Origin of the sequence: Streptomyces sp. L-9-10 (assembly GCF_004151105.1) — a bacterium.
GTDB lineage: Bacteria > Actinomycetota > Actinomycetes > Streptomycetales > Streptomycetaceae > Streptomyces.
In genome coordinates this window covers 29,039-50,079 of record NZ_PHRF01000159.1, presented here as the reverse complement: position 1 = coordinate 50,079, position 21,041 = coordinate 29,039, and the positions used below count along the sequence as shown (strand labels likewise).

The 21,041-nt window shown below is 72.3% G+C and carries 16 protein-coding genes; 6 read left to right on the top strand and 10 right to left on the bottom strand.

All coding sequences use genetic code 11. The features are described from left to right. Positions 1–138: 138 nt before the first annotated feature. Positions 139–840 (bottom strand): response regulator transcription factor, encoded by a 702-nt coding sequence (locus CU044_RS32405; protein ID WP_129772306.1) that lies wholly within the window; start codon positions 838–840, stop codon positions 139–141. 246 nt (positions 841–1,086) lie between these two features. Between CU044_RS32405 and CU044_RS32400 the strand changes: the two genes are divergently transcribed. Next, a complete protein-coding gene (locus CU044_RS32400; protein WP_129772305.1) occupies positions 1,087–2,505 on the top strand; it encodes a DUF2252 domain-containing protein in 1,419 nt (472 codons plus the stop codon). Between the two features lie 84 nt (positions 2,506–2,589). Here CU044_RS32400 and CU044_RS32395 read toward each other — a convergent pair whose 3' ends face one another. The 3 genes from CU044_RS32395 to CU044_RS32385 form a co-directional block, all read right to left on the bottom strand. Next, on the bottom strand, positions 2,590–3,000 hold the full coding sequence (locus CU044_RS32395; protein ID WP_129772304.1) for a VOC family protein: 411 nt from the start codon (positions 2,998–3,000) through the stop codon (positions 2,590–2,592). Between the two features lie 157 nt (positions 3,001–3,157). Beyond that, a complete protein-coding gene (locus CU044_RS32390) occupies positions 3,158–3,550 on the bottom strand; it encodes an AraC family transcriptional regulator (protein ID WP_193564127.1) in 393 nt (130 codons plus the stop codon). A gap of 69 nt (positions 3,551–3,619) precedes the next feature. Further along, positions 3,620–4,585, bottom strand: coding sequence for a threonine/serine dehydratase (locus tag CU044_RS32385; RefSeq protein ID WP_129772303.1), 966 nt, complete (start codon positions 4,583–4,585; stop codon positions 3,620–3,622). Positions 4,586–4,629: 44 nt separating this feature from the next. On the opposite strand from CU044_RS32385, the gene CU044_RS32380 reads away from it, so the two are divergent. The 3 genes from CU044_RS32380 to CU044_RS32370 all read left to right on the top strand — a co-directional run bounded on the left by CU044_RS32380 (position 4,630) and on the right by CU044_RS32370 (position 7,788). Then, on the top strand, positions 4,630–5,307 hold the full coding sequence (locus CU044_RS32380) for a TetR/AcrR family transcriptional regulator C-terminal domain-containing protein (protein ID WP_129772302.1): 678 nt from the start codon (positions 4,630–4,632) through the stop codon (positions 5,305–5,307). Positions 5,308–5,428: 121 nt separating this feature from the next. Next, positions 5,429–6,607, top strand: coding sequence for a DUF1266 domain-containing protein (locus CU044_RS32375; protein WP_129772301.1), 1,179 nt, complete (start codon positions 5,429–5,431; stop codon positions 6,605–6,607). Next, positions 6,604–7,788 carry a DUF1266 domain-containing protein gene (locus tag CU044_RS32370; RefSeq protein WP_129772300.1) on the top strand — a complete coding sequence of 395 codons (1,185 nt, stop codon included), beginning with the start codon at positions 6,604–6,606 and terminating at the stop codon, positions 7,786–7,788. Before CU044_RS32375 ends, CU044_RS32370 begins: the two co-directional genes overlap by 4 nt. 133 nt (positions 7,789–7,921) lie before the next feature. Here CU044_RS32370 and CU044_RS32365 read toward each other — a convergent pair whose 3' ends face one another. Both CU044_RS32365 and CU044_RS32360 read right to left on the bottom strand, forming a co-directional pair. After that, entirely contained in the window at positions 7,922–9,958 is a 2,037-nt protein-coding gene (locus CU044_RS32365; protein WP_129772299.1) for a M4 family metallopeptidase, read from the bottom strand. A 519-nt stretch (positions 9,959–10,477) separates the two neighbouring features. Next, on the bottom strand, positions 10,478–11,095 hold the full coding sequence (locus CU044_RS32360; protein ID WP_275670241.1) for a TetR/AcrR family transcriptional regulator: 618 nt from the start codon (positions 11,093–11,095) through the stop codon (positions 10,478–10,480). A gap of 177 nt (positions 11,096–11,272) precedes the next feature. Here CU044_RS32360 and CU044_RS32355 point away from each other — a divergent pair, with 177 nt between their 5' ends. Both CU044_RS32355 and CU044_RS32350 read left to right on the top strand, forming a co-directional pair. After that, on the top strand, positions 11,273–12,193 hold the full coding sequence (locus tag CU044_RS32355) for an NAD(P)-binding domain-containing protein (RefSeq protein WP_129772310.1): 921 nt from the start codon (positions 11,273–11,275) through the stop codon (positions 12,191–12,193). A 126-nt stretch (positions 12,194–12,319) separates the two neighbouring features. Continuing rightward, entirely contained in the window at positions 12,320–13,501 is a 1,182-nt protein-coding gene (locus tag CU044_RS32350) for an alpha/beta hydrolase (RefSeq protein ID WP_129772298.1), read from the top strand. Between the two features lie 31 nt (positions 13,502–13,532). On the opposite strand, the gene CU044_RS32345 is transcribed toward CU044_RS32350, so the two are convergent. The 4 genes from CU044_RS32345 to glgX form a co-directional block, all read right to left on the bottom strand. Then, positions 13,533–14,555: an alcohol dehydrogenase gene (locus tag CU044_RS32345; RefSeq protein ID WP_129772297.1), complete on the bottom strand. Its 1,023-nt coding sequence runs from the start codon at positions 14,553–14,555 to the stop codon at positions 13,533–13,535. Positions 14,556–14,676: 121 nt separating this feature from the next. Further along, the gene (locus CU044_RS32340) at positions 14,677–16,644 is read right to left on the bottom strand and encodes an ABC transporter ATP-binding protein (protein ID WP_129772296.1); all 1,968 of its coding nucleotides are present in this window, start codon (positions 16,642–16,644) and stop codon (positions 14,677–14,679) included. Then, positions 16,641–18,491 carry an ABC transporter ATP-binding protein gene (locus CU044_RS32335; RefSeq protein WP_129772295.1) on the bottom strand — a complete coding sequence of 617 codons (1,851 nt, stop codon included), beginning with the start codon at positions 18,489–18,491 and terminating at the stop codon, positions 16,641–16,643. The genes CU044_RS32340 and CU044_RS32335 overlap by 4 nt, the downstream gene beginning before the upstream one ends. 69 nt (positions 18,492–18,560) lie before the next feature. Then, entirely contained in the window at positions 18,561–20,903 is a 2,343-nt protein-coding gene (gene glgX, locus CU044_RS32330; protein ID WP_240045981.1) for a glycogen debranching protein GlgX, read from the bottom strand. Positions 20,904–21,041: the final 138 nt, after the last annotated feature.

The window sequence follows — 21,041 nt, the reverse complement described above, 5'->3', positions numbered from 1 at the left end:
CCCAGCTTGCCGGAGGCGGGCAGGCGGAGTCCCTGGCCGAAAGTAGGGGGCAGAGGGGTGAGGGGTGAGGGGTGAGGGGTGGGGGTGGCGAGGGGTGGGGGTACGGGGGCTTCGGGGTACGGGGCGGGGAGCGCGCGGTCAGCCGGGCTCGGTGGCCCGCGCGTCGTCGACGAGACCGGCTTCGTACGCCAGGATCGCGAGCTGTACGCGGTTCTTCAGCCCGAGCCTGCCGAGGACGGCGCTGACATGGGCCTTGACCGTGCCCTCGACGACGTACAGCCGCTGGGCGATCTCCGCGTTCGACAGCCCGGACCCGACCAGGGCCACCACCTCGCGCTCGCGCGCGGTCAGCGGCTCCAGAGTGGCGCGCGCCTCGGCGGCCCGCGAGAGCCGTCCGGTGCCGAGCTGCGTGATCACGCGCCGGGCCACGACGGGTGACAGGAACGCGGCCCCGTCGGCGACCGCCTGTATGCCCGCGATCAGCTCGCGCGGGTCGCCGGACTTGAGCAGGAAACCGCTGACCCCGGACCCGAGCGCCTGCGTGATGTAGGCGTCCTCGGAGAAGGTGGTGAGCATGACGAGCGCGGTGTCGGGCGCCGTACGCCGCAGCTCCTCCGCGGCGCGCAGTCCGTCGAGCCGCGGCATGCGGATGTCGAGCACCGCCACATCGGGCCGGTGCCTCAGCGTCAGCTCCACCGCCTCGTGCCCGTCGGCTGCCTCGGCGACGACCTCGATTCCGGGGGCCGCGTCCAGGATGGCCCGTACTCCGGCCCTGATCATCGCCTCGTCGTCGGCGAGGAGGACGCGTATCGGCGGGCGCGCGCCGTGGGGATCGGTCATGGGGGCCAGATTAGGACCTGGGCGGACGGCCCAAGGATCCGGCGGGCAGATGCGGGCTGACGCGGAGAGGCGGAGACGCGGGTATCGCCGGGATGCGGGCGGCAGGGGGCCACGGATAATGGACGGGGAGGGCGCCGGGGGCCGACGCGGGGGCGCCGACGGGGAACACCGGGGGCAGCCGCGCGGGGCCACCGGCGCGCCGTCGCACGCCGGCGTCACCGCACTCTCGGACGGGAAGTGCACGCCATGACCAAGGCCGGCGGAATCTCGGGTGACAGGCGGCCGTTGTCGCCGAGGGAGCGGGCGGACCGGGGCAGGGCCGCCCGCAAGAAGGCGCCGCGGTCCGGCCACGCCGGGTTCCGTCCCGCCGAGGGCCGTCCGGACCCGGTGGACGTGATCGAGGAACAGTCGGCCGTGCGCGTACCGGACCTCGTCCCCCTCCGCTACGGACGGATGACGGAGTCGCCGTTCCGCTTCTACCGGGGCGCTGCCGCGATCATGGCCGGCGATCTGGCCACCACCCCCACCTCCGGCATCAGGGCGCAGCTGTGCGGAGACGCGCATCTGGTGAACTTCCGGCTGCTCGGCTCGCCCGAGCGGCGTCTGGTGTTCGACATCAACGACTTCGACGAGACCCTGCCGGGCCCCTGGGAGTGGGATGTCAAACGGCTGGCCGCGAGCCTGGTGATCGCGGGACGCGAGAACGGCTACTCGGCCAAGCAGCGGGCGGGGATCGTCCGGGCCGCCGTACGCGCGTACCGCGAACGGATGCGGCAGTACGCGGGGATGGGCCATCTTGAGGTGTGGTACGACAGCGCCGACACGGAACAGCTCCAGCGGCTGGTGGCCGGGCGGCTGAGTGCGAAGGGCCGGGGGCGGGTGTCGAAAACCATGGCGAAGGCGCGTACCAAGGACAGCCTCCAGGCCTTCGGGAAACTCACCGAACTCCGCGACGGCGAACGCCGGTTCGTGGGCGACCCGCCGTTGGTCGTGCCGATCGACGACCTGCTGGCGGGCGCCGAGCGGGACCGGATCTCCCATGAGCTCCACGCACTCGTCGAACGGTACGGACGCAGCCTGCCCACGGAACGGGCGCATCTGCTCAGGCAGTACCGGGTGGCCGACATCGCACGCAAGGTCGTGGGCGTGGGCAGCGTCGGAACCCGCTGCTGGATTCTGCTGCTGCTGGGCAGGGATGACGAGGACCCCCTGATCCTCCAGGCCAAGGAGGCCGACCACTCGGTGCTCGCCGCGCATGTCGGGGAGAGCGAGTACGACAACCAGGGACAGCGCGTGGTCGCGGGACAGCGGCTGATGCAGGCCGTCGGCGACGTCTTCCTGGGGTGGGACCGGGTGAAGGGGGCCGACGGCCGCCAACGGGACTTCTACATACGCCAGTTGCACGACTGGAAGGGCATCCTGACGCCGCAGATCATGGTGCCGAGGGGAATGCGGGTATTCGGCGAACTCTGCGGGGAAACCCTGTCCCGCGCCCACGCCAGGTCGGGCGACCGTATCGCCATCGCCGCCTATCTGGGCGGGGGCGAGGCGTTCGACGCCGCGCTGGCGGAGTTCGCGGAGAGCTACGCCGACCAGAACGAACGGGACCACAGCGCACTGGTGGACGCGGTGAGGCGGGGAAGGGTGCGGGCGGAGGCGGAGTGAGGCCGCGGTCCCCGCCCGCCACCGGCAGTGGGCGGCCGGTGGCGGGCGGGAGCGGGCTTCGGTCCCGGGTCGGGCGGTCGCGGGTCAGGTGTTCGGCTGGGTGAAGCGGATGCTGTTGCCGAACGGGTCGCGGAGGCCGCAGTCGGTTCCGTACGGGCGCTCAGTGGGTTCGTCGGTGAACTCGACGCCCAGCGCCAGCAGCTTCTCGTACGTCTTGCGGCAGTCGTCCGTGCTGAAGAAGAGCGAGCCGCCCGTCGCGCCCTTGGCCACCAGCTCGCGGACCTGCTGCGCCGTCTCCTCGGACATCGCCGGAGGGCCCGGCTTCTCCAGCAGGATCTGGCGGTCCGGGTGGCCGGGGACGTTCACGGTCAGCCAGCGCATGAAGCCCAGGTCGACATCGGCGTTGACCTCCAGGCCGAGCTTGCCGACGTAGAAGTCGAGGGCCTCGTCCTGGTCGAGTACGTAGATCTGTGAGTGTGTGATCGCGTTGAACATGTGCATCACGCTACCGAGCGAGTCCGGCGAAAACTTATCCAAAACTGCTCAGTCCCGACGCGGGGCACGGGGCGCCGGACAAGGTGCGCGGGGCGCCGGACAACGGCGCGGGGCAGCGCGGGCGGTCCGGTGTGCGGGCGGTCAGGCGTACGGGCGGTCAGGTGTGCGGGCGCGTCCACGCCTTCGTGAAGCACGTCGGCACGTTCGCGGCCGTCGCTTCCTTGCGGTACGCCCTCGGCGGCCGGCCGACGATGTCGCGGAACGTACGGCTGAAGGTTCCCGGACTGCCGAAGCCGACCTGGTAGCAGATGTCGGTCACACTGCGGTCCGTCTCCCGCAGCAGGTACATCGCGCGCTCGACACGGCGGCGCTGGAGGTAGCGGTGTGGTGTCTCGCCGAACGTGGCCCGGAAGGTGCGGGTGAAGTGTGCCTCCGACACATGCGCGATCCGGGCCAGGGCCGGGACGTCCAGCGGCTGCGCGTAGGCGCGGTCCATCGCGTCCCGTGCCCGGAGCATGTGGCGGTTGGTCTCTTCCGCGGCGCGGCTCACCGTGCCATCACACCACGGACCCCCGCCGGCCGGTCACTCACGATCGGCCGGCCGCTGTCCGCCGGTCGCTCACGCGCTCCCGTCCGGCCCGGCCAGCGACGCCACGTCCGTGTTCGCCCCGCACAGCACCACGCAGATCCGTTCGCCCTCGACGGGCCGGTACCCGTACCCCTCACCCTCCACGGTCAGCGCGGCGAGAGCCGTCGCCGCCGCGTGTTCGACCGCGAGGCGGTAGTCCGTCCACAGCGCGCGCCGGGCACGGATGATCTCCGCGTCCGGCACCAGGACCGAGCGCACGCCGTCGTGCTGCGCGGCGCGCAGCGCGAGCGTCGTGGCGCGGGAGGCGCCCAGGGAGTCGGAGGCCACGGAGTCGACCGGGGTGTCGACCACCCGGCCCGCTTCGAGCGCCGCGTTCAGGGCGCGGCAGTTCTCCGGCTCGACCGCCACCGTCCGGATGCCGTGGTGCCGCGCGGCGGTGGCCACCCCGGCGAAGAGCCCGCCGCCGCCCACCGAGACCACCACGGTGTCCAGATCCGGGATCCGCTGGTGGATCTCCTCCAGCAGGGTGCCCGCGCCCGCGGCGATCAGCGGGTGGTCGTACGCGTGCGAGGCGAGCGCGCCGGTCGTCGCGGCGAAGTCCTGGCAGGCGGCCAGCGCCTCGGCGTACGACGCGCCGGTCAGCCGTACGTCGGCGCCGTACGAGCGCAGCCGCGCGACCTTCACCGGCGGCGCGGTCTCCGGCAGGAACACCGTGGCGGTCACGTCCTGCTGCCGGGCGGCCCACGCGCAGGCGAGTCCGGCGTTGCCGCCCGAGGCGATGGTCACGCCCGCGTCGGGGAGGGTGCCCTCCTCGCGATGGGCGCGCAGGAAGTTCTGGGCGCCGCGTGCCTTGAAGCTGCCGGTGTGCTGAAGGTGCTCCAGGGCCAGCCACAGCTGGGCGGCGCCGGGATCGGCGGGCGCGACCGCCACGGGGCGCACGTGTCCCGTGATGCGGTCGGTGGCCTGCTTGATGTCGTCGTGGCTGAGTTCTCGCACCGGCTGCTCCTCGTATCGATACGGTGTACCGTACGCTGGCTCGCATGCCCCGGCAATCCGCGTCCCTCGACTCCGCCACCCCCGGCCGCATCGCCGCGACAGCGCTCGCGCTGGTCGACGAGGAAGGGCCGGGAGCCCTGAGTTTCCGTACGCTGGCCGCCCGCCTCGGTGTCGCCCACGCCACCGTCCAGCGCCGCTGCACGGATCTCGCCGGGCTGCTCGACCTCTGCGCCGACCACCTCGCGGCCGATCTGCCGGACATCCCGCCCGGCACCGACTGGGCCCGTGCCACCGAGGCGCGCTTCCGCCGGCTCTACGCGTCGCTGACCGCCCATCCGGGGCTGCTCGCCCTGCGCGGCGGCCGGCCGTGGCTCGGGCCGCAGCTGCTGGGGCGGCTGGTGGAGCCACAGCTCGCCGACAGCATCCGGGCGGGCATGACACCCGAGGAGGCGGTCACCGCGTACCGCCGCATGTATCTGCTCACCCTCGGCAGCGCGACCTTCGTCGATCACCGCGATCCGAAGTCCTCGCTGGCGGTGACCCGTAGCGCGCTGGCGGCGCTGGACCCGGACGAGTTCCCCGTACTGACCGGGCATCTCGCCGTCATCCTGCCCGCCGTCGTGGACCACGAGGTCTTCTACGGCGCGCTGCGCCAGCTCGTCCGCGCCGCCGACCCGGCTCGCCGCGACCGGCCGCGGAGCGAGCCACGCGCCGACGCATGACCCGCTCCCTTCCGTCGTGAACGCGGCGGACACCTCGGCACGCCCCGGCACGCATCGGCCGTGAACGAGTCCTCCCCACCTGCCCCACAGCGGCCCCGGACCGCTTCCGTAGGATCGGGCCGTGACAACGAGTACGGACAAGGCCACGGATACGGACACCCGTTGGGCGCCACCGACCGAGACCGAGCGGCTGCTGTACGAGGCGACCGCGCGCGACGACGGGGACGCGGTACTCGACGTGCTCTCCCGCTCCCCGCTCTACGTGCTCGTCGCCCGGCTGCACGCCGACACCCCCGGCTACACCGCGCCGCTCCCGTCACAGCCCGACCCCGCGACAGGCCGCACCCTCGTCCCCGTCCTGACCCCCGGCATGCTGCCGCCCTGGCATCCGGAGTGGGTGTTCCGCCGCACCACCCTGGCCGGACTCGCCGCGTCCTGGCCGGACAACAAGTGGTGGCTCGCGGTCAACCCGGGCACGCCCTGCGCGACGAGCGTCAAGGCCCGCCCGGCACACCGCAGGGCGTGGCTCAAGGCCGACGCGGCGTCCGGCGGCCCCCGGCAGAACCGGCTGATCACGCACAGCGGCGGTCCGCTGCACGGGCCGGTCGCGTACGGACTGGCCCTCGGCGCCCATCTCGCCGTCAACAACGGCATCGCCTGGAACCAGCTCGGCGCCGCGTATCTCGACTACGAGACGGACATCGCCCGGCTGTACCGCCCCTGGCACATCGGCAACCGCGCCGCGTACCGGCAGACGCTCGACGCGCTGATGGCCACCCGGCTCATCGGCCGCACCCACGAGTTCGTCCTCCGCACCCGGCTCGGTCTCGTCGGACGGCTGAAGCGGGAGCCCTCGCGGCAGGAGTGGTCCGACAGCGTCACCGCCGCGCTGAACCGGCGCGGCGCGTCCCAGGCCGAGCTGATGGAGGCCGGTGAGTCCCTGCGGCGCGTCGTCCGGTACGAGGACCGTTTCCGCGCCGACGGCATCCTCGCGCCCGGCGGACGGATCGACACCCTGGCCGCCTTCGACCACGGGCGCGCGGTCAACGTCGTCCGGCTGGCGCTGGGCGCGCGCTACTGCGATCCGCACGAGGCCGAGACGGCCGTCGTGCGGATCGGTGAACTGGCTCGGCGGGCCTACGGATCCTGGGAGGAGTTCTCCCTCGGTTACGCGCTGACCCGGCTGATCCACTTCGACGGGGACGACGACTCCGACGTCAGGTACCAGGAGTCGCTCGCGCACCACCGCATCCTCGTCCAGGACCCCACCAGCCCCTACCGGAACATCCCCTGGTCATGAGCCCACCTCTTCCCCACCACCCCGGCAACCCGGCGTACGGCGCCCCCTGGACAGCGCCCTCCGAGACAGAACGCCTGCTGTACGAGGCCGGGGCGCGCGGCGACACGGAGGCGCAGCTACGGGTGCTGGCCGGCGCGGAGCTGTACATCGGCGCACCGAAGGCCGAGGTCGACGCGGCGCCCGACCGGGTGCGCTGGCGCCCGCACCGCGACGAGGCGGGCCGCAGCTGCAAGCCCGTCCTCACCCGCGGGATGCTGCCGCCGTGGCACCCCGAGTGGGTGTTCCACGGCGTGTCCCTCCAGTGGATCGCCGAGTTCGAGTGGCGGGATCCGCAGCAGCTGCTCGCGGTCAACGCCGGTACCCCGGCGCAGCTTCTGCTGCCCGCCATGCCCCAGCACCGCGCGCTGTGGCTCCGCTATTACGCGGAGAACGACCGCCCGTCCGACGACCGGCTGACCGCACTGCGGCACGGTCCGCTGCACGGACCGCTCGCCTACGGTCTGGCCTGCGGCGCGCATCTGGCGGTCGGGAACGGCGTGCCGTGGAACGAGGTCGGCACCGCCTACCACGACTACGCCACCGAACGCGCACAGCTCCGCGACTCCTGGGGCATCACCGAACGCACCGGCTGGCAGGCGCAGTTGAACGCGCTGCTGGACGCGCGCAACAGCCCGCCCGAGCCCGATTTCACCCTTCGGGTGCGCGAGCAGCTGCGGGCCGGTCTCGGCGGGCCGCCGTCCGCCGACCTGTGGCGCGAGACGGCCGCCGGGCACGCCCAGGACCTCGGGGCCGGCCACGACACGGTCAGGGGCATCGAGGAACTGGTGCGGCGCATCCTCCGGTACGAGGCCCGGTTCCGCGCCGACGGGCTGCTGCCCCCGGACGGGAGGGTGACCACCACGGTCGCCTATGACTACGGGCGTGCGGTGAACCTGGCCCGCTGGGGGCTGTCGGCACGCTTCTGCGATCCGTACGAGGCCCAGCAGGCGATCGTGCACGCCGGAGCGCTGAGCAAGCCGGCCTACCGCTCGTGGGAGGACTTCTCCGCGGCGTACGCGCTGGGCAGGGTGCTGCGCTTCGACGGCGAGGAGTACGGCTCGTTCTACGAGCAGAACGTCGTCGCCCACCGTCTGCTGACGGAGAACGAGGGCAGCCCGTGGCGGAACATTCCCTGGCGCTGAGCGGCCCGGCCCGACGCCGCGCGGGGCGGCTCGGGGCGGGGCGGGGCGGACAGGGAACCGCCCGGGGTGTCGTCACACCCCGGGCGGTTCCGCCGGTCAGTCGTACGGCGGCCGTACGGTCGTACGGCTCGGATCAGCTCGTCGGGAAGGTGAGCTTGAAGCTGTTGATACGGCCCGTGTCCTGCGCCGCGACATCCTGGACCTTCAGCTGCCAGGTGCCGTTGGCCACCTCGGACGAGGCGTTCACGGAGAAGGTCTCCGTGACGTTGTCGGCGGAGTCGCTGCCGCTGGAGTTCTTCAGCCGGTAGGCGGTGCCGTCCGGGGCGACCAGGTCGACGACCAGGTCACCGCGCCAGGTGTGCGTGATGTCCACGCCGACCAGGAGGTTGGACGGGGCGTTGCCCGTGACTCCGGTGACGTTGACCGACGAGGTCACCGCGGCGCCGTTGTCCGGGATGGCGACCGCTCCGGCGTTCTCGAAGACCGTGCCGCCCCCGCCGCCGCCACCGGGGCGGGTGCCGACCGAGATACCGGCCCAGGCGTTCGCGACGGCCGTGTACTCGGGGCTCGTGGTGCCGTACAGCTCACCGGCGACCGCGAGCGTGCCGGTGCGGGCCGCCGCGTAGTTGGTCGTGGAGGTGAACTTCGTGGTGAGCGCCTTGAACCAGATCTGCTCGGCCTTCGCCCGGCCGATGCCGGTCACCGGCAGACCGTCCGAGGTCGGGGAGTCGTACGAGACACCGTTGACGACCTTGGCGCCGCTGCCCTCGGAGAGCAGGTAGAACCAGTGGTTCGCCGGGCCCGAGGAGTAGTGGACGTCGACATTGCCGATACCGGAGTACCAGTAGTCCTTGGACGCGCCGTCCTTGCTCGGCTTGTCCATGTAGCGCAGCGGGGTGCCGTTGCCGTTGATGTCGATCTTCTCGCCGACGAGGTAGTCACCCGGGTCCTGCGGGCTGTTGGCGTAGAACTCGACCGCCGCGGCGAAGATGTCCGAGGTGGCCTCGTTCAGACCGCCGGACTCGCCGCTGTAGACCAGACCGGCGGTGGCGGCGGTGACGCCGTGGGACATCTCGTGCGCGGCCACGTCGATGGAGGTCAGCGGCTTGGCGTTGCCCGATCCGTCGCCGTACGTCATGCAGAAGCAGCTGTCCTGCCAGAACGCGTTGACGTAGTTGTTGCCGTAGTGGACGCGGGAGTACGCGCCGACGCCGTCACCGCGGATGCCGGTGCGGCCGTGCACGTTCTTGAAGTAGTCCCAGGTCTCCCCGGCGCCGTAGGCGGCGTCGGCGCCCGCGGTCTCCGCGTTGGACGCGGCGCCGTTGCCCCAGACGTCGTCGGGACCGGAGAAGAGCGTGCCGGTGCCGGACGAGCCGCGGTTCAGGTTGTACGTCTTGTGGCTGCCACGGCCGGTGTCGGTCAGGTTGTACGTCGAGCCCGACTGGACGGAGCCGAGGGTGACCTGGCCGCTGTACTGGGTGTTGCCCACGCCGTTGTTGACGGCCTGCCACTCGTACAGCTTCTTGCCGGTGGCCGCGTCGGTGACGACGTGCAGCTCGTTCGGGGTGCCGTCGTGCTGGAGTCCGCCGACGACGGTCTCGTAGGCGAGGGTCGGCGAACCCTGCGCCATCCAGACCACCTTGCGCGGCGCGCGCTCGGCCTCGGTCTTCTTCGAACCGTCGGCGGCGGCGGCGCCCAGCGCCTGCTTCTCGGCGACGGCCGGCGCGATGTCGGCCGCGGTGGCGACGTTCTTCAGCGCGGACGCGGACGCCTTGCTGACGGACTGGGTCGCGCCCGCCTTCGTCGCCGCGACGATGAGGTCACCGCCGAGGACCGGAAGGCCCTGGTACGTGCGCTCGTACCGGGTGTGCGTGGTGCCGTCGACGTCCTGGACGACATCGCGGACGACGAGCTTCTCCTGTGCCCCGAGGCCGAGTTCCTCGGCGGTGGCCGCCTTGGTCGCGTCGGCCTCGCGTATCAGCGCGGCGCGCTGGGCGGGGGAGAGGGTGCGCGGCAGCGCTCCGGGGTCGGCCTTGCCCGCGGCGGGCGCGGCGGGCGCGCTGTCCGGCTGGGCGGAGGCGGTGCCGGCCTGGACGCCGACGGTGAGGAGAGCTGCTGCGGCGAGCAGAGCGCCGGTCGCGGTGGCGCGGCGGCTGAGCGTGGGTCTCACGCGAACTCCTTCTGCGAGGGGGGTACCGGGCAGCTCGATGGGCCGTCCGGACAGTGCACGCGGAGCAGAGTGGTGCTGAGAACGGGGGAAGAGTGGCAGGTGTGGCGGCTCGCTGTCAGGAGCGCGTCAACAAGTTGGCCGGAATTCGTTCGCTGCCCGAAAGGTCCTGTTCGTTAAGCGGACGTTTCGTGGATCATTGCGGCGGTGTTGCGGGAGGTTCGCGGTCGCCGGACCGGGCTGGATCCGGACAGGGTGAGGACAGGGCGCGGCGATGGGGCGGCCGACTCGCGGCGTTGTGGATTGTGAACGGGGTGTGGTGCGTGGGGCCGCTGTGCCCTGGCCCGGCCGCAGGGGATTGTGGCTCGTTTCGTACCACCGCTTGTATGTGACGGGGGCCCGGCCCGCGGTGCGCCCCGGCACGCGGTCTGTGGCGTGTAGCCCGCGGCGTGTGGCGCGCGGCGTGTGGTGCGCGGCGTGTGTGGCGCGCGGCCTCTCGTGTGCCGCCCGGACCGCTCCGGCTCAGGCGGGCCGGTACGAGGTGATCAGCCGGGCGAGATGCGTCCCCGCCGTACGCAGCGGCTCGTCGCTCCTGGACACCTGGGCCGCCAGTTCGGCGCCCTCCAGCGTGCTGATCACCGTATGACCCAGGCTCCGCGCGTCCCCGTCGGGGATCCCGGCGCGGCGCAGCGCGTCGGTCACGAGCCCGCGCCAGTGCGCGAAGGCCAGTGCGGCGGCCCGCTGGATGTCGGGTGCGCGGCCGGCCGTCCCGAGGGCGGTGGCCGTGACCGGGCAGCCGTCGATCCAGTCGGAGGCGCGCAGGCCCGTCGCGAGACTGTCGGCGCAGGCGATGACCGCCTTGGCCGGGTCCTCCTCGCTGTCCAGCACCTCACGCAGGATCGTGGCGAACTCGCGGTCGCCGTGATCGATCGCGGCAACGGCCAACTCCTGCTTCCCGCCGGGGAAGAAGTGGTAGACGGAGCCCAGTGTGGCGTTGGCCTCCTGGGCGATCTGCTTGATCCCGGCCCCGTCGTACCCCTGTCGCTGCATCAGCCGTGAGGCCGCCCTGACGACCCGTTCGCGGGTGCCGGGTGTGGCCTGCGGGTCCCGGTCCGAGTGGTGCCGCGCGGTGGTCTTCACCGGGTCAGGGTATCGGATAGAGCGTTCGTTCTAGAAGCATGCTACGTTCTGGACCGATCGCTGGATAGAGCGTTCGTTCTAGTGATGCGTTCTCGTGGCGCGCTGTGACGCGCGTTCTCGTGACGCGTCGCGAAGATGCCGTTCTGGAGGGGAAGTCCCATGAGCAAGCAGACAGTCATGCCGGGCACATCGGCCACACCGGTCACGCCGACCGCCTCGGCCACGCCCGTCACCGTCATCGGGCTGGGGCCGATGGGCCGGGCCATGGTCGGCGCGTTCCTGGACGGTGGCCATCAGGTCACCGTGTGGAACCGGACCGCGAGCAGAGCCGACGAACTGGTGGCGCGGGGAGCGGTCCGCGCGGCCACGGTCGACGAGGCGCTGGCCGCCAATGAGCTGGTGATCCTCAGCCTGACGGATTACGACGCGATGTACGCCCTCCTCGGGCCCGCCACCGGCGCACTCGCCGGCCGGGTCCTCGTCAACCTCAGCTCCGACACCCCCAAGAGGGCCCACGAGGCCGCCGCCTGGGCGGCCGGGCACGGCGCCCGTCATCTCAGCGGCGGGGTGCAGGTGCCGCCCTCGGGCATCGGGAAGCCGGAGTCGGCCACCTTCTACAGCGGCCCCAAGGACGTCTTCGAGGAGCACGCGGCCACCCTCGGCGTCCTCACCGGCACGGACTACCTCGGCGAGGACCCGGCCCTGGCGCCGCTGTACTACCAGCTCCAGATGGACATCTTCTGGACCGCCATGACGAGTTCCCTGCACGCCCTCGCCGTCGCCCGCGCGCACGGCATCTCCGCCGGGGACTTCCTGCCGTACGCCGTTCCCACGCTCGCGTCGCTGCCCGACTTCCTCGCGTTCTACGCGCCGAGGATCGACCGCGGTGAGTACCCGGGCGATGTGGACCGGCTCGCCATGGGGGCGGCGAGTGTCGACCACGTCGTCCACACCACCGGGGACGCGGGGGTCGACACGACGCTTCCGGCGGCGGTCCTCGGCCTGTTCCGGCGCGGGGTGACGGCAGGTCACGCCGCCGACAGCTTCACCAGCCTGATCGAGGTCCTCGGGGACGGACCGGCCACCACGGGGGTGTGACCGGGAGTCAGGCCGTGGGCCGAGCGACCCTGACTCCCGCGGACAGGGGGGATGGGGCGGGAGTCAGGGTCGGGCTCGGTCCGTGGTCGGAGGCGCTGCCGGGCCGCCTCGCCTAGCGTCGTCGGCATGAAGCGACTTCACCGTACGGCGACCGCCGCGGCACTCGCGCTCCCGGTCGTCGCGGCCGGTACCGCCTCGGCGGTACCGGCGCCCGTCCCCGTCACCGCGACCGCCACGCCCGGTTCCCCGGCCAGAGCCGAGGCGCCCCCACTGCCCCGGCCCACCGGCCCGTACGCGGTCGGCCGTCACACACTGCACCTCACCGACCAGTCCCGCCCCGACCCCTGGGTGCCGTTGGCGGGTGCCCGGGAACTGATGGTCACCATGTACTACCCCGCCCACGCCGGTACGGGCACGCCTGCCCGGTACGCCACCACGGAGGAAGTCCGGCTGCTCATCGAGTTCCAGAATCTGGAGGACGCCGCTCCGCCGGAGACGGTGAGCGCGACCGGCGTCCACAGCCGTGTCAACGCCCGCCCCTCAGAACGCGGTCTGCATCCCTTAGTGGTGCTCTCCCCGGGCTTCACCGTCGCCCGCTACACCCTCACCAGCCTCGCGGAGGACCTGGCGAGCCGCGGGTACGTGGTCGCCACGGTGGACCACGCCTACGAGTCCGCCGGCGCGGCCTTCCCGGGCGGCCGGACGCTGACCTGCGCCGCCTGCGACGTGCTCGACGAGTCCGAGGACTACACCGTCGCCACCACGGTCCGCGCCCGGGACGTGTCCTTCCTCCTGGACCGGCTGACCGGCGGCCGGCCGGTCTGGCGATACGCCCACCTGATCGACAAGAAGAGGATCGGCATGGCCGGACACTCGCTCGGGGGCGCGAGCGCGGGCTCCGCCATGGCGGGCGACAGCCGCGTCCGGGCGGGCGTCAACATGGACGGGTCCTTCCTCGGCTCCGTACCCGACCAGGGGCTCGACGGCCGCCCCTTCATGATGCTGGGCAGCGACCGGACCCACCGGCCCGGCGGCGGGGACGAGAGCTGGGACGCGGCCTGGGACCGTCTGGACGGCTGGAAGCGCTGGCTGACCGTCGCGGGCGCGGACCACTTCACCTTCACCGACGCCCCGTTCCTCGCCGGGAACCTCGGCCTCCCCGTGCCGGAACTGCCCGCCACGCGCTCGATCGATCTCACCCGCGCCTATGTCGGTGCCTTCTTCGACCAGCATCTGCGGGGCATCGCACGGCCTCTGCTGGACGGCCCGACGGCGGCCCACCCGGAGGTGCGGTTCCACAACCCCTGACCGGCGGGTGGGAGAGCGGGTCCGTGGCGCGTCAGCGGGGGGTGAGCACCATCCGGAAGCGGGCCGCGCCGGAGAGCATCTTCTCGTAGGCCTCGGCCGTCCGGTCCAGCGGAAGGACCTCGGTCATCGGGCGGATGCCGTGCAGGACACTGAACTCCATGGTGTCCTGCACGTCCTGCGCGGTGCCCGCCGGATGGCCGCGGATGATCCGGCCGCGCATCAGCAGCGGGCCCGCGGCGACGCTCAACGGCTCGGGGGCCGCACCGATGAGGACCAGCTCGCCCCGGTGGGACAGCCCGTCGAGGGTCGCCGTCATGGCGTCGGCGTTGGCCGCGGTGGCCAGCACGACCTTGGCGCCGCCGAGCGCCTGGAGCGCGTCCGCGACGGTGGTGTCCGCCGTGCTGTCGATGTAGTGGTGCGCGCCGAGCTGCCCGGCGAAGTCCGCCTTGGCGGCTCCGCGGGCGATCGCCACGGTCTCGAAGCCCATCGCGGCCGCGTATTGCACCCCCAGATGGCCCAGGCCGCCGATGCCCAGGACGGCGACCAGGTCACCCGCCCGCGCGGAGCTGCGCCGCAGCCCGTTGTACGTGGTCACCCCGGCGCAGGCCATGGGCCCCGCGTCCGTCGCCGCCAGCGCGTCGGGGATCCGGGCCAGGGCGTCGGCGGGGGCGATGACCGACTCGGCGAAACCTCCGTCGTACCTCCAGCCGGGGACCTTCAGGTTGTCGCACACCATGAAGTCGCCCTGGCGGCACGGCACGCAGTGGTGGCAGCTGCCGCCGAACCATCCCACCGCCACCCGTTCGCCCACCCGCCAGGCGTCTTCCGTCCCCTCGCCCAGCTCCTCGATACGCCCGGCGATCTCGTGCCCGGGGACCACCGGGAACCGTACGCCGGGCAGTTGGGCGTCCACGAAGGCGCTGTCGCTGTGACAGACCCCGCAGGCATCCACGACCACCCGCACCTGCCCCGGGCCCGGCCGCGCGACCTCGCGCCCGACGATCTCGAACGGCCCGCCGGCGGCGGCGACCTGCGCGACTCGATAGCTGCTCATCTGGATCTCTCCGGGGAGTACGGAGGGGTACGGACACGACGCCCCCCGGACCAGCAGACCAGCTCGGCCCCGGTCACGCGCGCTGGGTGAAGCAGCCGAGTCCACCCGTCGCGGGCCGCGGTCAGGCCAGGCTGTCGCGCCAGGCGCGGTGGAGGCCCGCGAAGCGGCCCGTGCCGGCGATCAGGTCCTTCGGGGTGCCGTCCTCGACGACGCGGCCGTGTTCCATCACCAGCACCCGGTCCGCGATCTCGACCGTCGACAGCCGGTGCGCGATGACCACCGCCGTACGGCCGCGCAGGACCGTGTCCATGGCCCGCTGGACCGCGCGTTCGCCCGGGATGTCGAGAGAGCTGGTCGCCTCGTCCAGGATCAGGACCGCCGGATTCGCCAGCAGCGCGCGGGCGAACGCGACCAGTTGGCGCTGGCCCGCGGAGATCCGGCCGCCGCGCTTGCGTACGTCCGTGTCGTAGCCGTCGGGCAGGCCGCTGATGAACTCATCGGCGCCGATGGCCCTCGCCGCGCGTTCGATGTCCTCGCGGGAGGCGTCCGGGCGGCCCAGGGCGATGTTCTCGGCGACCGTGCCGGAGAACAGGAACGCCTCCTGGGTCACCATCACCACCCCGCGCCGGAGCTCGGGCGTGTTCAGCTCCCGCAGGTCGACGCCGTCGAGGAGGATCCGGCCCTCCGTCGGGTCGTAGAACCGCGCCAGCAGCTTCGCCAGCGTGGACTTGCCCGCGCCCGTCGAGCCCACGACCGCGACCGTCTGGCCGGCCGGGATCGTCAGGTCGAAGCGGGGGAGCACCTCGCCGCCCGTACGGTATGTGAAGCTCACCCCGTCGAAGACGGCCTCACGGCCCGGGAACTCGCCGGTGAGCGCGGGCAGCGTCCGGGGGTTCGACGCCTCGGGCACCGAGGGCGTCTGGGCCAGCAGACCCGCGATCTTCTCCATCGAGGCCGCCGCCGACTGGTACGAGTTGAGGAACATCCCCAGCCGGTCGATCGGGTCGTACAGCCTGCGCAGATACAGCACGGCCGCGGCCAGCACACCGAGCGCGAGCGTGCCGTCCGCCACCCGGTAGGCGCCCCACAGGACGATCCCGGCGACGGCGGTATTGGCGACGAACCGGGAGCCGACCACATACCGGGCCATCTCCAGCAGCGCGTCGCCGTTGCTGCGTTCGTGGCGGTGGTTGAGCGTGTGGAAGTCCGCGTCATTGGCGCGCTCGCGCCGGAACGCCTGCACCGGCCTGATGCCGTTCATCGTCTCGGCGAACTTCACGATCACGGCCGCGATCGCCGTGGAGCGCCGGCCGAAGACGACTCCGGCCCGCCGCTGGTAGATCCGCACCAGCAGATACAGCGGTACGAAGGAGACCACGGCCAGCGACCCGATGCCCACGTCCAGGTAGAGCAGCATCGCCGAGATGTAGACGAAGGCCAGCACCACGCCGATGAGTTCCTGGAGGCCCTCGCCGAGCAGTTCGCGCAGGGACTCCACATCGGTGGTCGACCGGGAGATCAGCCGCCCGGAGGTGTAGCGCTCGTGGAAGTCCAGGCTCAGCGCCTGGGCATGGCGGAAGATCCGGCCGCGCAGATCGAGCAGTACGTCCTGGTTGACCCGGGCCGCGACCCGGATGAAGGCGTACTGGAACGCCCCCGAGCCCACCGCGCAGATCAGATATCCCGCCCCGACGGCGTACAGCGGCCCGTTGTCGCCGTCGCGGAAGGCGGGCACACCGCGGTCGATGGCGTACGCGACGATCAGCGGGCCCGCCTGGGAAGCGGCCTGCTGGAGCAGCAGGAGCAGCGCGGCCAGCGCGACCCTTCCGCGCCGGACCGTCAGCAGGGACCGGAGCAGAGCGCCGGTCGCGCCCGGGGGCGCGGGCAGGGCGTCCTGGCCGAACGGGTCGTCGGCCGCCGTGGCGGGGTCCGTCGCGGCGTGGCCCGCCGTGCCGCCGACCGCCGTGGCGGGGGCCTCGGCGGCGCCGGGCGCGGCGGGTGACGCGGGGGAGTCCTTGCCGCCGGGCCCGGACGGGCCGTTCGCGTCCGGGCCCGGCGCGTCCTGGCCCGTGGTGGTCGACGTCGTCATCGGATGCTCTCCTCAACAGCCCCTGAAGCGGCCCCGGCTCGGGAATCCGCCGCGGCCCCGGCCCCGGGATCCCGATCCGCCCCGGACATCAGCCACGCGTACTCCTCGCTGCTCCGCAGCAGCTCCTGATGGGTGCCGACGGCGGCGATCCGGCCCCCCGAGATCAGCGCCACCCGGTCGGCGAGCAGCACCGTCGACGGCCGGTGCGCCACCACCAGCGCCGTGGTCTCCTTGAGCACCTGCCGCAGCGCGGCCTCCACCAGCGCTTCCGTATGCACGTCCAGCGCGGACAGCGGATCGTCGAGCACCAGGAAGCGCGGCCGGCCGACCACGGCCCGTGCCAGCGCGAGCCGTTGGCGCTGACCGCCGGAGAGGCTGAGTCCCTGCTCGCCGACCTCCGTCCCGGTGCCCCGCGGCAGATCCTTGACGAAGCCCGCCTGGGCCACGTCGAGCGCCCGCCGCAGCGCGTCCTCGTCGGCGTCCTCCGCGCCCATCAGTACGTTCTCCCCGACCGTCGCCGAGAACAGCGTCGGCTCCTCGAACGCCACCGACACCAGCTCCCGCAGCCGCTCGCGCGGCATCAGCGCGATGTCCTCGCCGTCCAGCGTGATCCGCCCGGCGGTCACTTCGTGCAGTCGCGGTACGAGGGCGGTCAGCGTGGTCTTGCCCGAGCCGGTGGCCCCGACGACGGCCATGGTCTCGCCGGGTCTGATGTGCAGATCGATCCGCTCCAGGACGGGCGTGGAGCCCGCCTCCGCGTCCGGGTACCGGAACGTCACCCCCTCGAAGCGCAGCCCGCCGCCGGTTTCCCGACCCGAGGTCTCCCCGGACGGGCTCCCCGACGCGTCCTCCGCTTCCTCCGGTACGTCCATCACCTCGAAGAACCGCTCGGTGGCCGTCGCGGACTCCTGGCTCATCGCCAGCAGGAACCCGATCGACTCCACCGGCCACCGCAGCGCCAGCGCCGTCGACAGGAACGCGACCAGCGTGCCCGTCGAGAGTCCGCCGTCCGCGACCTGGACCGTGCCGAGCACCAGCGCGGCGGCGATGGCCAGTTCGGGAATGGCCATGATCAGGGCCCAGATGCCCGCCAGCAGCCGCGCCTTCTCCAGCTCCGTCTCGCGCAGCCGCCGCGTGAGCGCGCGGAACGCGAGGGACTGGCTGCGGTGGCGGCCGAACCCCTTGATGATCCGGATGCCGAGCACGCCCTCCTCGACCACCGTGGTCAGATCGCCCACCTGGTCCTGCGCCCGGCGCGCGACCAGCGCGAACCGCGACTCGAAGAACGAGCAGAGGATCACCAGCGGGACCACCGGGGTCATCAGCACCAGCCCCAGCGACCAGTCCTGCATCAGCAGAATCAGGAAACCCACCAGGATCGTCGTGGCGTTCACCAGCAGAAACGTCAGCGGGAACGCCAGGAACATCCGCAACAGCATCAGGTCCGTCGTCCCGCGCGAGAGCAGCTGACCCGACGGCCACCGGTCATGGAAGGCCACCGGCAGCCGTTGCAGATGGCGGTAGAGATCCGCCCGCATCGCCGCCTCCACACCGGCCAGCGGCCGCGCCACCAGCCAGCGGCGGAAACCGAACAGCACCGCCTCGACGATCCCCAGCCCCAGCAGGATCAGCGCCCCGAGCCAGATGCCCCCGGTGTCCCGGTCCGCGACGGGACCGTCCACCATCCACTTCAGTACGAGGGGGAACACCAGCCCGAGACAGGACGCGACGATCGCGACAAAAGCCGCACTGGCCAGGCGTGCGCGCACCGGTCGCACGTACGGCCACAGCCGCAGCAGAGAGCGAACGGCGGACCGGTCCTTGGTGTCTGCATGTGTTTCGGACATCAGGAGCGAGCCTACGGTTCACCACTGACATCGCTCATGTGATTTTCCCGTCACACCCGCCGTCCGCCCTCACCCCTTCACCCGGAACAGCAGCACCGCCCGCGCCGGGACCGTGACCTTCGCCCCTCCCTCGTACACCGTGCCCGGCGCCTCCGTCTGCTCCTCCCGCGCGGTGTCGACCACCAGTTCGTACGCCCGCCCCCACGGCGGCCCCGGCAGCGTGAACTCCACCGGCCGGCCGTCCGCGTGCAGAACCGTCAGGAAGCTGTCGTCCGTGATCTTCTCGCCACGCGCGTCCCGGCCGGGGATGTCCCGCCCGGACAGGAAGAGCCCGAGTGTCCGGGCGGGCGCGTACCAGTCCTCCTCCGTCATCTCCGAGCCCCGCGGGGTGAACCACGCCAGGTCGCGCAGCCCGTCCGGAGCCTGCGGCCGGCCGGAGAAGAAGGCGCGGCGGCGCAGTACGGGATGGGCGTGGCGCAGGGCGAGCAGCCGGGCGGTCAGCGCGTGCAGCCCCTGCCCGTCGGGGCTCGCGAGCAGGGACCAGTCCAGCCAGCTGACCTCGCTGTCCTGGCAGTACGCGTTGTTGTTGCCGCCCTGCGTACGGCCCATCTCGTCGCCCGCGACCAGCATCGGCACGCCCGTCGACACCAGCAGGGTGGTGAGCAGATTGCGCGACTGCCGCCGCCGCAGGGCGTTGACCCCCGCGTTGTCCGTCTCGCCCTCCACCCCGCAGTTCCAGGCGCGGTTGCCGTTCGTCCCGTCCCTGTTGCCCTCGCCGTTGGCCTCGTTGTGCTTCCGTTCGTACGACACCAGATCGCGCAGCGTGAAGCCGTCGTGCGCGGTGACGAAGTTGATGGAGGCGTACGGCCGCCGGCCGCCCCACGCGTACAGATCGCTCGACCCCGAGAGCCGGTAGCCGAGATCCCGCACATCGGGCAGCGCGCCGCGCCAGAAGTCCCGTACGGCGTCGCGGTAGCGGTCGTTCCACTCCGTCCACAGCGGGGGGAACGACCCGACCTGGTAGCCGCCGTTGCCCACGTCCCACGGCTCGGCGATCAGCTTCACCCGGCGCAGGACCGGGTCCTGGGCGATCACCGCGAGGAACGGCGAGAGCATGTCGACGTCGTGCATCGAGCGGGCCAGCGCCGCCGCGAGGTCGAAGCGGAAGCCGTCGACCCCCATTTCCGTGACCCAGTAGCGCAGCGAGTCGGTGATCAGCCGCAGTACCTGGGGCTGGACCACATGGAGGGTGTTCCCGCAGCCGGTGTAGTCCGTGTATCTGCGCGCGTCGGAGGGCAGCCGGTAATAGCCGCGGTTGTCGATACCGCGCAGGGACAGCGTCGGCCCCTGCTCCCCGCCCTCCGCCGTGTGGTTGTAGACCACGTCGAGGATGACCTCTATCCCCGCGGCGTGCAGCGCGCGCACCATCCCCTTGAACTCCGCGACCTGCTGCCCCCGGGTGCCGCTCGCCGCGTAGCCCGCGTGCGGCGCGAAGTAGCCGATGGAGTTGTAGCCCCAGTAGTTGCGCAGCCCGCGCCGCAGCAGATGGTCCTCATGGGCGAACTGGTGTACGGGCAGTAGCTCGACCGCCGTCACCCCGAGCCGCCGCAGATGGCCGATGGCCGCCGGGTGCGCGAGTCCCGCGTACGTACCGCGCAGTTTCTCCGGGATCCCCGGGTGGAGCTTGGTGAAGCCCCGCACATGCAGCTCGTAGATGACCGAATCGGCCCACGGCGTCTTGGGCCGGCGGTCGTCGGCCCACTCGTCGTCGGGCGCGCTGTCATGGACGACGACCCCCTTGGGGACGTGCGGAGCGGAGTCGCGGCCGTCCCGCACGGTGTCGGCCACCTCCCGCTGCGGCCAGTCGCGCACATGGCCGTAGACCTCCGGAGGCAGCCCGAAGTCTCCGTCCACCGCACGGGCGTACGGGTCGAGCAGCAGTTTCGCCGGATTCCAGCGGGCGCCCGTCCAGGGGTCCCAGCGGCCGTGGACCCGGTATCCGTAGCGCTGTCCAGGCCGGATGTCGGGCACGAAGCCGTGCCAGATCTCATGGGTCAGCTCGGTCAGCGACAACCGGGTCTCGGCGCCGCTGTCGTCGAACAGACAGACCTCCACCGCCTCGGCGCCGCCCGCCCAGAGGGCGAAGTTGGTGCCCGCCACGCCGTCGGGGCCCACCCGGTAGCGCGCGCCCAGCGGGGTCGGCGTGCCCGGCCAGACCACGGGCCTCGGGGCACCGGGCTCGCGGCGGTGACCGTTGCCGTCCCGGATCTCCCTCCTCCGCTCCCGCCCCTTCTCCGCGACCTTCTCCGCGACCTTCTCAGCGACCTTTTCCGCGACCTTCTCCGTGTCCCTCCCCTCGCTCTCCTCCTTCCGCTTCTCCTGCACTGCCTTCTGCTCGGCTGCGCTCGCCACTGACCGGCCTCCCGCGGCTCGTCGGCCTCGCGGATCGGGCGCACGACGTCCCGGCCGTGGCTCCCCTCGCGTGGTCCTCCCACCTGTTCTGCCCGCAAGAGGGCCCGCCCTCACGTTTCCCCCGGAGGGGCGTGGTCG